The sequence below is a fragment of the Grimontia sp. SpTr1 genome, from assembly GCF_947387585.1.
Taxonomy (GTDB): domain Bacteria; phylum Pseudomonadota; class Gammaproteobacteria; order Enterobacterales; family Vibrionaceae; genus Enterovibrio; species Enterovibrio indicus.
The window spans coordinates 93,056-106,538 of sequence record NZ_CANDOD010000005.1 but is presented as its reverse complement, the minus strand read 5'-3'; the positions used below and the strand labels follow the sequence as shown (position 1 = coordinate 106,538).

The window sequence follows — 13,483 nt, the reverse complement described above, 5'->3', positions numbered from 1 at the left end:
AATAAAGGGGTGGCGATTTCGCTGCCCTTTGTGAGAAAGAAGTAATTCGTTATGACACGTAAAATCGAAAGCAAAATTGTTGCGTACAAAGTAAAAAGCAAAGACGCCGTTCAGGAAGCGCCTGTCGCTCCGGTTGTTGAAGTACCAACATTTGAAACCATGCATGAAGAAATGCCACGCCCTGAAAAACTGCTGGGCTCGACGTATAAGCTGAAAACGCCAGAGCACGTTTCTGAACATTCTCTGTTTATTACCATCAACGATGTTGTGCTGAACGAAGGCACTGACCACGAAGTGCGTCGTCCTTTTGAAATCTTCATTAACAGCAAGAGCCTTGAGCACTACCAGTGGATCGTCGCGCTGACTCGCATTATTTCCGCGGTATTCCGCAAAGGTGGCGACGTCACTTTCTTGGTGGAAGAACTGCGTTCCGTATTCGACCCTAAAGGCGGTTACTGGAACAAAGGTAAATATGTGCCTTCTCTGATTGCTGAAATCGGCAATGTGATTGAACAGCACCTGATGGAAATCGGTATGCTGAAAAACCCAGAGATGGACGAACACCAGAAGGCATTTCTGGAAGCCAAACGTACTGAGAACGCGGCAAAAGCAGAAGTGAAAGAGGAAGAACCAGTAAACACGGGCTTTCCACCGAGCGCTACCCTTTGCTACAAGTGCCACAACAAAGCCGTTATCGTGAAAGACGGTTGTCAGACATGCTTGAACTGTGGCGACTCTAAGTGCGGTTAATGTACTGAATCCTATGAAAGAAAAGGCTTCCTGATGGAAGCCTTTTTGCTATCTGAGATACCTTCCCTCATCTTATTCAATTAATTCGAACAACCGATACGAATTTTTCCGCTATTTTGTGAATAAACAACCATCTATAGTTTGTTCTAACAACACAAGACACGTGACCAAAATACTTAAACGGAGCAAATTATGGCTAGCGTACTGTTTTTAAAATCAAGCATTCTCGGCGAATACTCTTCTTCAACCAAATTGATTGACCAGTTGGTTTCACAGCTTGGTGAAGACACTTTTATAATCGAACGTGACCTGGCAGCTCACCCCATTCCAGTATTGGACGGTGAACTGATGATGGGCTTACGCGGTGCTGAAAACCCAACCAAACGTCAACAGGAAGCGCTGGCTCAATCAGACCAACTAATTGAAGAAATTAAGGCGAGTGACACGCTGGTTATCGCGGCCCCCATGTACAACTTCAACATTCCAACTCAGTTGAAAAACTGGATTGATTTTATCGCCCGCGCTGGCGTCACTTTCTCTTACACCGAGAATGGTCCAAAAGGCCTGCTGACCGGTAAGAAAGCCATTGTCGTCACCACCAGAGGCGGTATGCATAAAGACATGCCGACCGAGCACATCACCGGTTATATGACAACCGTGCTGGGTTTTGTTGGTATCACCGACGTACAATTTGTTTATGCCGAAGCGCTGGCAATGGGCGAAGAACCTGCACAGGCATCCATGGAGCAAGCAGCCAAAAACCTTCAGGCGCTTGTTTCGTAAAGAACAATTTCCTTCATGCTATTGCTAACTTAAATTTCCTTTTTCATTTTGGGTGTCTGTGTAGACACCCTTTTTTTGTTGGATCTTTCTCTCAGCATCGCCTTTTCGGCATTTTCATTTGGTGAATAATCCGTTCTTATGTGGCCTTTGATTTGCCCTGCTGGAGCCTTAAGTGATTAAAGCAAATCCATTTTTAGGAAATGACGAAGACCGCGCTGAAATTTGGGACATGTTAGTCGCAAAAGATATCCGAGCTTACACCCAGGCGGATTGGTCCATGGTAGAAAATGATTTCCTCGAGGACGAGTTCTTTGCCGTCAACGCGGGTTTCGACAATGACCCAGGTAAATGGAATCTCGCCTTCTCACGCTTCGAAAACTACCGCGACTCCTGGCTGGAAGCCGCTCGCGCAAGTTTAAATACTGAATATGCTGAGCCTTTGGAAGACGCCGTTCACAAGCTGACAACGCTGGAACAGATTGAAGTAAAAGATGGCAAGGCGATTGCGAGAAAGCAGTTTGATGGCACGATTCAAGTCGTCGGTAAAGAGCCAGAAGTACTGAATTGGCAGACGCTCTACTACCTGAAGAAAACGCCTGCAGGTTGGAAGATCGTCGGCTTTACTGGTTACCTCCCTTACACGCCATAACCCAATTAGAGCGTCGGGAAATTGAAAGTATCATATCCTTTCTCTCCCAAATATCCCGGCGCTCGCCTTATCTCGCTCTACTATTCTCTCAGTCCCAAAACTACCTAGAACTCGATCTGTAAGTAAATCGTGTTGTAGTTACTGCCGCCTTTAATACGGCCGAACTGGCTCGCTTTTTCAAAGATTGCCGAGCGGTGATGAATCGAATACCCCAACCAGGCCCGGTTCCATTCTGACTTCCCAAACAGATCCCCAAGATTCACATCAAGAGATAGATCGATGAAGTTGAGCAAGTTGCTTGGCTCATAGCCTTTTTCATCCATTTCCGTCTGTTCGATATACGTGATGTTATTCACGTAAGAAAGGCCTTCTGCCACACCGAGTCGCCACTTGGTCGGCCAATCGACCGTATAAAAAGCTTTAATGGCCATCACAATTTCGGCAGAAGAAGCCTGAACCTCTGAGTTCCAGTGCCAAACGATACCCGGTGTCAGGTACAAGTCCATCGGGATACCAAACAATTCATCACTGAGTGGGTGACCATAGAAAACGGAAGTCAGTTGGTTATTGAACGGGTCTTTTTCAGTGTCACCGGCGAGGATATCGCCAATATTAGAGGGAGTTGCCCAGCCATGCGCTAAACGCCAATATGGACGGGTCGAAATTTCACGCTCGCTGTGGCGGCGGTTATCATTAAAGAAACCGAAGCCCGCATAAACTTCACCGTGCCAATCATTGCTGATAGTCGGCGCATTCCGAACATTCTCGTCGAAGTAGGTCGCATAAGCCGCGCCAACCAAGTAAAGATTAGAATAAACGTGGTAACGCCCTTTCACACCCGCCTTGAAATCCATCCCTGCGCCCAGTTTCACGCCATCATTTCGGTATTCAGAAAGACCGTAATAGAAACTGTTGAAGTCGGCATCTTTGTATCGCGCAGAAACTGTCGCATTCAAATCGTAACTTTCGCCTTCGAGTTTTTTACCCAAGGTCGCAATACCGTGAAAACGGCTGCTTTTATCTGAAAGTAGGTCTAAGTCCGCATACCAACCATCACCCAACTGACGTTTCAACTGGAAGCCAAAATCCCCGGTGTCGCCACCGATGTCATTTTGCACTGCTGTAGGCAGGTCGATAAAACGCATACGAAGAATGGTATTCAGTCGCCACTCATCTTCTTCCCAAAGCCTCAAACCACCTTCAGTACCATCGATAAAGAATGCTTCATCTTCATAGAACATCATCGGTACAAAGCTTGAGACAATATCGCTGCCGCTGTTGGCATAAGGAATACCCGCAGAGCGAATTGTTGCTGCCAAACCCCAGTTCTCACTTCGCTTTAAGCGCAATGTCTCTAAAGTCTCAGACTTTTCAATGGGTTCGGGGTCGCTGTTCGCGTGTGATACTCCAGTAAAACAAAGGGACGCAGCAGCAAGCATTAAGGGAAACTGACTTTTCATTCATCTTCTATGCATTAATCCAAGTGAGGTAATTGTAACGCATTCAAAGGAAAGTGTTTCGGATTAATTCATGAAATCAGTGAGTTAAGAACGTATGAAAAAAGACTGGCGGCCAATTTGGCCACCAGTGTCTATAGTTTTAGCGCTTTGCTTTTTGGTGTTAATGCTCTCTTGCTGTCAAAACAAAGAGATCCAGATGACCATGCTCTGATGGATTGAGCGGTCTGATGGGATTGGCGTTATGCCAAACTGCATGATCATCGAGTAGAGCAACATCACCATTGTTCATTGCCAGCGAGAAGAACGGCTGTTCGCTTCTGTCTTTGTACACCAGAATTTCACCACCTTGTACGTTCTGTCTGTCTATTGCGGCAATCGCGATATGGTCAAAGCCATCTTGGTGAATCCCTTCTGGGGAGACGGGAGTGATGTCGTTCAGTGTAACAACGCGCATCTGGTGAATTTCGATATCCTGTTCGTCTTCAAGCTCGTTGTTGTCTTTAAACAAGCGGCAGAGTTCAAACAATCCTTCAGAGTGAAGTACCGCTGGCGTCAGTTCTTCAAAGTCACGGACAACACCGCCTTGATGCTGGTTGATAGCCTGCGACTGCACAAAAGTGTGGTGTTCCATTTGTCGAAGCGCACCGTCATGACAATGCACAATCGAATAGCGTCTTAACCGATATTGACCGTCTGCATAAGGGGTAGTTGGCAGATCATCAAACATGGGTACAAGTTCTTTCACAGCCTGGTCGCTGATATGACAAAGCTGCATAAGGTAATCTGGATGGTACATGTTACGTCCTCCATATTGTTCCTCAATCGGGTACTCTGGATAAGAGTTCACCGACCACAGTTATCACATAAAGTTAACGACACTGCATCATTTTTGACAATCTTTTATAGATTATAAAATCACCTTAAACACCAAATACGCTCATATAATTGGCATATATTAAAATTAAAAGGATTTTATTTCGCGTTATTTGATCTGTACCAAATTGGTCAAACACACTTTGAGAGCTCGAGCGCGAACCTGAATCTTCCATTCAGCTAACATTCATACTCCATGGATAAAATAGATTTGTGGATGCCCAAGGAAACCAAGAGGTAAGTAAATGGGAAGAATGATTAAGGCGCTGATTATCGTACCTATTCTGGTAATTCGTGTTCCAGCCTATGCCAATCAAACAGACATAAAGTCCCTCCCTGAACACCCTAGCCCTGCTTATGAGCAATTTGAACCTCAACAAGCATTGTCTGATTTGCTCGCTATTCCTTCATTCAGAGCTCACCAGGTCAATCAACCCGTTAACGATTTGGATACTCTCTACAAGCTCGCCCCTGACGCACAACAAGAGTTGGAAGCACTTGCGATAGGCATTGCCGATTCTGTAAACGCAAAAGTGCTGAGTGCTGGCATGAAGGGTCAGGATCGTGCTGCTTTAAAAGTGGATAAAGAACTGAATGGTGATGTGTCTAAGCTCACTGATGTAGTTCGAATCACCATTGAATCTGACTCGATTGATTCTCTGAATCAGGCCTACGAAAAGCTAGCAGCCCAAACCCAGACGCTTGAAGTGATTAACCGCTTTCAGGCTCCTCGCCCTTCTGGTTATCGTGATCTGAAAGTGCTGGTGACTTTGCCAGAAAGCCAATTGGTGGCCGAAGTACAACTGCACCTTAGTGCCATCTCTAAAATCAAGAATGGCCCTGAACATGGTATCTACGAGCAAATTCAGCGCATTGAGCGCGATGCTGCACATCGCGAAATGACAGAGTTTGAAGTCACCAAAATCGCTCAACTCCGCCAACAATCCCGAAAGATGTACCAAATGGCCTGGGCGCAATATCAGCCGTACAGCATGGCGGTATAACCCCGCAAAATTGTAGGGCGGTTCTCCGCCCTATCTCATCTCGAATTGCGTAATATCCACCTGCTCGCCTTCAAGCGCAATAAAGCTCTGCGCTGGCACACTTTTCCACCCTTCTCTGTCAGTATCATATGGCTCTGACGCCAGTACCACGCCACTGTCTAGATGTTTGTAGAACAACGTCGGAGGCACACCATGAGTGGCATATCTTAATCCCCAAAATTGTTTACCGTTACTGACGCAAATCGATGCTTTAAACGGATCTTCTACCTCTTTGACGCGCATTTCAGCTTCCACCCTAGCGATAACCTTTTTAAGCGCTTCTTTGGGCGACGACTCCATGTTGTATTGCAGCAGAAGAAGGAAGATAAGTTCGCTATCTGTCGAGCCTTTTCGCTTCAGGTAGTATGGCTCTTCCAGATGTCGCTCTAGGCTGTAGCGCGTCTGTTCAAATTCAGGGATTTGTCCGTTATGCATGAACAGCCAATTATCGACATTGAATGGATGACAGTTTTCTCGGGAAGTATTTGTACCTGTCGACGCACGGACATGCGCCATAAAACGGTGAGATCGTGTGTGTTCAGCAAGTGATTTTAGATTGGCATCAGACCAAGCAGGTAAGACTTCACGATATAGCGCTGGCGTTGGTTTTTCGCCATACCACGCGATACCAAAACCGTCAGCATTGACCGCCGTCACGGCTTTGTTGGCATCCATACTTTGCGACACCAGCGAATGATTTGGCTGATGAAGCATTTCATCCAAAAAACACGGTTTTCCTTGATACGCTAACCACCTACACACAGCAACCTCCTATCACTTCAGACATTCTAAGTATGCGTGAGTTATGGGAAATTGCCGTGCCAGACAGCGCATTTTTATGTTGGGCATTTAAATCAACCTGGGTGGCCGTCAGTTCTTGCTTTTATCAGCATTGGGCCGAAAATAGCAGCAAACGAGACAAAAGATAGCGACCATCCCACCGCTGCAACGACTATCCATGTACTCAAATATTCAGGCCAGATCGAAGGCCCCACCACGCGGACAAGGGTGGCGAATACGAGGGAAAGAAAGGCAAAAGCAAACGGCGGACCTTGGTATATTGCACGCCCGGTATGTCCCATTGTCACCCTAGCAATCATCGCCAGAATAACGCCTGCTAAGGTACCCATAGCCAGTAGGTGTATCAAAGTATGAGATACCCAAGGGCTGCTAATTGCCATTGCTTTGGCAAACAGTCCCAACGGCAAAGCAAGATAAAACAGGTGCAATGACCAAACCAGAGGCTCACTCTTTGACTTAACACCACCCCAGCGGTATAGACGAATCAGTTGCGCACTGCCCGCCACCAGCAGCAAAGCCAGAGTAACTGTCGAGCCCACCAAAGGAAAGAAACTCAGAATCGCCAGTAAGACGAGCGGGAGATTCGCAGCGACATCAAGCCACAGTAAGGCTTTTGGTGCTTCAAACTGAAAACGTTTTGCGGTGAAAAATGGAATCACTCTGCCGCCCATGATGGATATAAGCAGCATGAACCACCAAATCATCGCCTGCCACAGTGCATTAGAGGAAAATGGCGGCATTCCCTTCACCGTGGCATAGCTAGCGAAATTAGCAATAAGTGCAACGGTGAGCATTGGAATGAAAAACAAATTCCGCCAACGTTTCGTTTTCACCACCCGCATCCCCACTTCCCAGCCAACAACCAGCAGAAATGCACCATCAATCAGAGCAATCACCGCCAGTGGTGTGTCAGTCCAGAATAAAACCCGCGGTAATACCCAAAGCATCACAATGATTGCAAGTTTCCAACCGGATGTTCCCTTCACGCCTGTCCATGTCTGAACAGCAGTCAAAAGGAAACCTGCCACCACCGCTATTGCAAATCCAAACAACATTTCATGAGCATGCCACCAAAGTGGTGGGACATTGAGTAACGTCGATGCGCCAGTGGAGAAAATCCAGCTCCAGACGGTCACAGTAAACACGGCATAGACAGAAGCCAGAAGGAAAAATGGCCTAAAGCCTAATCGTAGAACCGGTGGAATACGTTCTTCCTTTGCCTTATCGACAATGTTGATCATCATGGAAATGTCTCTTTGAACTTAAAGATGCATTTATTATACACTTTAAGTTCTCATAAGAAAGTAAGCAAATTTTGTATCAACAAATCAGTATCTTGAGGAAAAGAAGAAGCCGGCGATTGCCGGCTTTGAATAGGTTCTTAGGTTAAATTAGCTTCCCGATTTCGGATCCAACGCATCTTGCAGTGCATCACCGAGGAAGTTAAACGCCATAACGGTGATCAAGATGGCAACACCCGGATAGATAGCCAGACCTGGCGACTGCCAAATCACTTCCTGCGCATTCTGCAGCATGTTACCCCATGATGGCATTGGCGGTTGAATCCCTAAGCCAAGGAATGACAGCGCACTTTCAAGCAGGATAACGCCACCCAGTGCCATGGTAGTCGCAATGATGACTGGCGAAAGCACGTTAGGCAGTACGTGACGGCGAATGATGCGCCAAGGTGAAGCGCCGTAGCCAATCGCGGCTTTTACGTAGTCACGCTCACGCACAGACAAGGTACCTGAACGCACCAGACGTGCAGTGGTTGGCCAACCAAACAGCGCAACAATCACAATGATGCGGATGAAGCTTGCATTCTCGCCTTGCGCCCAGCTATCAGGCAGTCCCAGTTTGCTCAGGTCTACCGCTGCCAAAACGATCATCAGTGGCAGTGTTGGCAGTGACAAAGTGAAATCTGCAATACGCATCAGTATTGAGTCCAATTTGCCGCCAAAATACCCAGCAAATACCCCAATCAAGGTGCCAAGTATCGCCGTCGCCAGCGCAGCCACTGCACCGACTGCCAGCGATACCTGACCGCCGTAAAGCAAGCGCAGGAATACGTCACGACCCAGTTCATCAGCACCTAACCAGTGCGTGCTGCTTGCAGGTTCAAAGCGGGCAAAGAAATCCACTTCAAAAGGGTCATGCCCAAACCACGCCGCCAGTAACGGCGCACTGAAACACAAGATAGTCAGCAGTAGAATGAATACCGCGCTCACCAGTCCCGCTTTGTGCTGGCAGAATCGTTGCCATACCAATACCCATGGAGATGATGCCTTACGTTTTGGTGCTGCAGGAGCAGCGTTAGTCACTTGTTGTGTCATGCTTATGCTCCTTTGGTCAGACTGATACGTGGGTCAAGCTTGGCATAGGCAATATCTGCCAACAGGTTGCCAAGCAATGCTGTTAAGGTAATCACCATCAAACCGAGCAATGCCAAGTTGTAGTCGTTACCCATGATGGCGTCAAAAATCAATTTACCCATACCTGGCCATGCAAACACGGTTTCCGTGATCAGTGCACCTGAAAGCAGGAAGCCGATATCCAAAGCAATGATGGTGACCAAAGGGATCATCGCGTTACGCAAAGCGTGCTTCCAGATAACGCGGGTTTTCGATGCGCCTTTGGCAATCGCTGTACGGATATAGTCCTGACGCATCACTTCCAGCATGGTGCCGCGCACATAACGGGAATGGCTCGCGACATTCAGTACCGTCAGCGAAATCACTGGCAAAATCAGATGCTTGGCTTGAATCCAAAAACCACCGCCTTCCGCTTCACCCGTACCACCAGCAGGTAACCAACCCAACGTCACAGAGAACACCAGAATCAGCATCAGTGCTAACCAGAACGCTGGCGTAGAGAAACCGACGAAAGCACCAAAGCTAATCACATAGTCAGCCCAAGAACGGTGTTTCAGCGCGGCAATCACACCAACTGGAATCGCAATCAGTAATGACAGCAGAGTCGCGATACCCACCAGCTTAACGGTGTTCCAAACCGCCGGAATCAACACATCTTCAGCTGGTTTGTAGTAAAGACGCGAGTAACCAAAGTCACCCTGTAACGCTGCAATCAACCAGTTGCCATAACGCTCTAACAACGGTTTATCCAACCCTTGTAGCGCTTTAAGTCGAGCCACGTCTTCTGCGGTCATGTTTGGATCGGATGTCGCCATCAAATCGATTGGGTCACCCGGCATCAGACCAATCAAGGCATAAGAAACGAACGAAACGAGGAGCAGAACAAACAGACTCTGCAGCACCCGGCTTATCAAAAATTGCGTCATACCGTGGCCTCCTCAGATTCCATCTTTTTTACTTCGATCACTTCACCTGGATAGTGACAGGCAACCATGTGCTTGCTGTCGTCTTCATAGACAGAAGCAACCGGAATTTCCGTCTTACACTTCTCTGTTGCTTTTGCGCAACGAGGATGGAAAGTACAACCACTTGGAGGATCGATAGGACTCGGCACGTCACCTTGAAGCGCCAGACCACGTGTACGTTTGCCCTTCCCTACCTCAGGAACTGCAGCAAGCAGTGCCTGGCTGTATGGATGAGCTGGTTTCGAGAAGAATGCGTCGCGCGGCGCTTGCTCAACCACCTGACCGAGGTACATCACCACAATGGTGTCGGCAAGATAATCAACCACCGCCATGTCATGGCTGATGAAGAAGAAAGAAAGGTTACGTTCGCGCTGAAGTTCGGCAAACAGGTTCAAAACCTGGCTTTGCACCGACACATCAAGCGCAGACAGAGGTTCATCGGCAATGATCAGTTTGGGATCGAGCACCAAAGCACGAGCGATACAGATACGTTGACGCTGACCTCCTGAAAATTCATGAGGGTAACGGTCAAGCGCGTCTTCGCTCAGACCAACAGCTTTCAAAGCCTCAATCACCTTGGCTTTGCGCGACGCTTTGTCGCCCACGTTGTAGACTTCGAGTGGTTCGCCTACCAGCTCAGAGATAGGCAATCTTGGGTTGAGTGCGGAATACGGGTCCTGGAAAACCAGTCCCAGTTTTCTGCGAAGGTCTTTAAGCGCTTGCCCTTTTAATCCGGCCGTTTGGATGCCATCAATTTCAACGCCACCTTCAACTGGTGATTCCAGCAGAGCGACCATTCTGCCGAGTGTTGATTTGCCGCACCCTGATTCCCCTACAATGGCGAGCGTCTCCCCTTTATTCAGGGAAAGTGAAATTTTGTTTACCGCTCGCAATTCTTGCGCAGGTTTCCCAAGCCAGCCTTTCTTGCCAATGGGATAGCGCTGACAGACGTTGTCTAGTTTTAATAATGTCATAGGTCCGTCCTTAGATATGGTGGCAGGCCACAGTATGTACTGCGTTCAGCTCCACCTCTTCCGGCATGGTTGCTACACAGGTTGGCGTTGCTTTTCCGCAACGATCTGCGAAAGGACAACCCTGTCCACGTTGATCAAGTGGTGGTACAGCGCCTGGAATGGCAGGTAGAACGTCACGTGCGCCGCCGATTCTTGGAAGTGTCACCAAAAGTCCTTGAGTGTACGGATGTTGAGGGTTGGCAAAGAGTTCTTCTGCTGTTGCCTGCTCTACAATACGACCGGCGTACATCACGATAACGCGTTCAGCCAGTTGCGAAACCACACCCAAATTGTGGCTGATAAATTGAACCGCAGTCCCTGTGGTATCACGAAGTTCTTCCAGTAAATCAAGAACCTGAGCCTGAACCGTTACATCGAGTGCAGTTGTTGGCTCATCGGCAATAATCAGTTCCGGCTCACATGCCAATGCCATGGCAATCATTACGCGCTGTCGCATCCCACCGGAGAGTTCATGTGGGTAGGCTTTTGCACGTCGAACCGGATCAGGAATATGTACCTTTTCCAGCATTTCAATTGCGCGCTCTTGCGCTTCAACCTTGTTGCTACCACGGTGCAATTCGAACATTTCAGCGATCTGATCACCGACGGTTACAACCGGGTTCAATGCAGTCATTGGCTCCTGGAAAATCATGGCAATACCTTCACCACGGACCTGCTGCCAATCTGCTTCTTTGTTTGCTAGTAAATTTTCGCCGTTAAATACCACCTGGCCACTGGCTTTCATCACCTTCGGTTGCAGGCCCATCAGGGTAAGGGCGGCAAGACTCTTGCCGCACCCTGATTCACCGACGACACCAAGTATCTCGCCTTTCTTAATGTGGAAGCTGATATCGTTCACCGCTGGGTAGCCTTTAAAGGCTACCCGCAGTTGACGAACATCCAGTATCGTCTGATCCATAAAAGCTCCTACTTCTTGGTGCTGTACCACTCTTCAACCCAGTTACTGGAAGGGAACATGTGACCTGTTGGCGTCACCCCTTCCAGCCATTTTGGCTTAACAAAGCTGTCTGAACGGAAGTACAGCGGCAGAGCTGGGAGATCTTCTGCATAGATTTTCTGGATTTCATGGAAAATCTTGTTACGTTTCTCGGTGTCGAGCTCTTTCTCTACTTTGTTCAGCAGTTCATCCATCGCTGGGTTTTTGTAGCCGATGTAGTTTTGGCCAGACCAACCATTTTCTTCAGTAGGAATGTTGGTAGACAGCAGTGTGGTGCGCGGTGGGCTCTCAGGTGATGAGTACCATGCAAACATCGCGAGGCCTTTGTGCTTACGTTGGTTCAGTGTTTCACCGAAATAAACACGCGCAGGCTGGTTCACGATAGAGACTTTTACGCCAATCTGTTTCCACTGAGACTGCAGCACTTGCTGAACCAGTTCACGGGTTTTATTACCTGCGGTGGTCATCAGTTCCAGATGAAGTTCGTTGCCTTCGCCATCAACCATCACACCTTTTTTCAGTGTGTAACCTGCTTGCTTCAGAAGCTCTTTCGCTTTCTCAGGGTTGTATTCGTAGCTCTTAACATCTGCGTAGTACGTTGTGTCTCTCGGGCTTACGTTGGTGTTTGCCACCGGTTGCTTACCACCGAACAACTTATCAACCAACTGTTGACGGTTCGCACCGTAAAGTAGAGCCTGACGGACTTCTTTCTTGGCAAGGTGCGGGTTATCCATAGTGGTATCCAAGTGCTCATACAGAAGACCTGGTTCGTAATGAACATTGAACTTCCCACTGTGGCGTTTTTCTAGCTGTTGTACCTGGTCAAGCGAAAGACCAAGCTCGCCTGGCAGATAATCGACAGAGCCAGACATCAGGTGCGCTTCCAGCGCCGCAGTATTCTCAACGGTTTTAAAAATTAGCTCGTCAAATGAAGGCGCTTTGCCCTTCCAGTGTGGGTTCGGCGTTGCTGTGATAAAGCTACCCGCATTCACTTTGGTCAGAACGTATGGGCCAAAGTAAAGACCTGGGTTAGTCGGGTCAGTCGCGTAACGAGTTGTTTTCGGGTAGCTGGCAGGGTCTTGCTCATACAAAGGACCATCAATATGCGCTGGCAATGCATCAGGCACGAAGGTGTTGTACTTGAAGGTTACTTTGTTCAAGTAAACTTCGAAATTCTTATCATCCAAAGCCACGACTTTCTCGACAGTCTTAGCTTCTTGCAGTCCAGGGTTACCTACCCTTTCATCGACAGAAATGTTGTAACCAAGGAGGATATCTTTGGTTGTTACAGGCGTACCATCGCCCCAGAACAGGTCATCTTTGATAGCGACAGTCATCTTGATGCCTTCACGGCCATCTTCCAGTGTGATTAGCTCAGCAAGACCGTTTTCAAAAGTAGGGACTTCAACACAGGTATTGCACTGCAGTAACCAGTCTTTTCCGTAGATAACGCTGTTTCGGTAAGACGTGCTCAAAATATAAGAAGCTGCAACATTGGACACCAAAGTTGGGTGCAAGCCTTCAGGGTACTGAGACATGCCAATTTTCAGTGTTTCGGCGTTTGCTGATGCTGCAGAAAGTGCCAGTGGCGCTGCCATCGCCATGGCGAGGATTGTTTTTTTCATATTATCGGTTCCTTCATGAACAAGAGGGGCAAATCCGTTACCCAAAACCTATGCGCAAAACAGGCGGTCTTGTTAGGCCCCAAACCAGATGCAGAGAAAAGTTGCGCATATTCCCGCAATGTTAAACATATGTTTCACTACATGTCGACTCCATACTGCCTACAATTCATTCAAATGGAACTCGTTACTCA

13 protein-coding genes are annotated in these 13,483 nt (G+C 47.9%); 4 read left to right on the top strand and 9 right to left on the bottom strand.

All coding sequences use genetic code 11. The features are described 5' to 3' along the window. Window positions 1-51: 51 nt before the first annotated feature. The 3 genes from QL223_RS10140 to QL223_RS10130 all read left to right on the top strand — a co-directional run bounded on the left by QL223_RS10140 (window position 52) and on the right by QL223_RS10130 (window position 2,182). Window positions 52-750: an NrdJb gene (locus QL223_RS10140; RefSeq protein WP_281544651.1), complete on the top strand. Its 699-nt coding sequence runs from the start codon at window positions 52-54 to the stop codon at window positions 748-750. A 192-nt stretch (window positions 751-942) separates the two neighbouring features. Further along, window positions 943-1,533 (top strand): FMN-dependent NADH-azoreductase, encoded by a 591-nt coding sequence (locus QL223_RS10135; RefSeq protein ID WP_281544650.1) that lies wholly within the window; start codon window positions 943-945, stop codon window positions 1,531-1,533. A gap of 172 nt (window positions 1,534-1,705) precedes the next feature. Next, window positions 1,706-2,182 (top strand): hypothetical protein, encoded by a 477-nt coding sequence (locus QL223_RS10130; protein WP_002540569.1) that lies wholly within the window; start codon window positions 1,706-1,708, stop codon window positions 2,180-2,182. 104 nt (window positions 2,183-2,286) lie between these two features. On the opposite strand, the gene QL223_RS10125 is transcribed toward QL223_RS10130, so the two are convergent. Then, window positions 2,287-3,642: a MipA/OmpV family protein gene (locus QL223_RS10125; protein WP_002540568.1), complete on the bottom strand. Its 1,356-nt coding sequence runs from the start codon at window positions 3,640-3,642 to the stop codon at window positions 2,287-2,289. A gap of 160 nt (window positions 3,643-3,802) precedes the next feature. After that, the gene (locus QL223_RS10120) at window positions 3,803-4,438 is read right to left on the bottom strand and encodes a 2OG-Fe dioxygenase family protein (RefSeq protein WP_046303307.1); all 636 of its coding nucleotides are present in this window, start codon (window positions 4,436-4,438) and stop codon (window positions 3,803-3,805) included. 322 nt (window positions 4,439-4,760) lie between these two features. Between QL223_RS10120 and QL223_RS10115 the strand changes: the two genes are divergently transcribed. Next, entirely contained in the window at window positions 4,761-5,519 is a 759-nt protein-coding gene (locus QL223_RS10115; RefSeq protein ID WP_281544649.1) for a hypothetical protein, read from the top strand. Between the two features lie 30 nt (window positions 5,520-5,549). Here QL223_RS10115 and QL223_RS10110 read toward each other — a convergent pair whose 3' ends face one another. The 7 genes from QL223_RS10110 to QL223_RS10080 form a co-directional block, all read right to left on the bottom strand. Then, window positions 5,550-6,320, bottom strand: a complete 771-nt coding sequence (locus QL223_RS10110; protein WP_281544648.1) for a class II glutamine amidotransferase — start codon at window positions 6,318-6,320, stop codon at window positions 5,550-5,552. Window positions 6,321-6,412: 92 nt separating this feature from the next. Further along, a complete protein-coding gene (locus QL223_RS10105) occupies window positions 6,413-7,600 on the bottom strand; it encodes an NnrS family protein (RefSeq protein WP_281544728.1) in 1,188 nt (395 codons plus the stop codon). 150 nt (window positions 7,601-7,750) lie between these two features. After that, entirely contained in the window at window positions 7,751-8,692 is a 942-nt protein-coding gene (locus tag QL223_RS10100) for an ABC transporter permease (RefSeq protein WP_002540562.1), read from the bottom strand. Window positions 8,693-8,694: 2 nt separating this feature from the next. Beyond that, on the bottom strand, window positions 8,695-9,657 hold the full coding sequence (locus QL223_RS10095) for an ABC transporter permease (RefSeq protein ID WP_281544647.1): 963 nt from the start codon (window positions 9,655-9,657) through the stop codon (window positions 8,695-8,697). Next, entirely contained in the window at window positions 9,654-10,670 is a 1,017-nt protein-coding gene (locus tag QL223_RS10090; protein WP_281544646.1) for an oligopeptide/dipeptide ABC transporter ATP-binding protein, read from the bottom strand. The genes QL223_RS10095 and QL223_RS10090 overlap by 4 nt, the downstream gene beginning before the upstream one ends. A 10-nt stretch (window positions 10,671-10,680) precedes the next feature. Further along, window positions 10,681-11,628, bottom strand: a complete 948-nt coding sequence (locus QL223_RS10085; protein ID WP_281544645.1) for an ABC transporter ATP-binding protein — start codon at window positions 11,626-11,628, stop codon at window positions 10,681-10,683. Window positions 11,629-11,636: 8 nt separating this feature from the next. Continuing rightward, on the bottom strand, window positions 11,637-13,292 hold the full coding sequence (locus QL223_RS10080; protein ID WP_281544644.1) for a peptide ABC transporter substrate-binding protein: 1,656 nt from the start codon (window positions 13,290-13,292) through the stop codon (window positions 11,637-11,639). Between the last annotated feature and the right edge of the window lie 191 nt (window positions 13,293-13,483).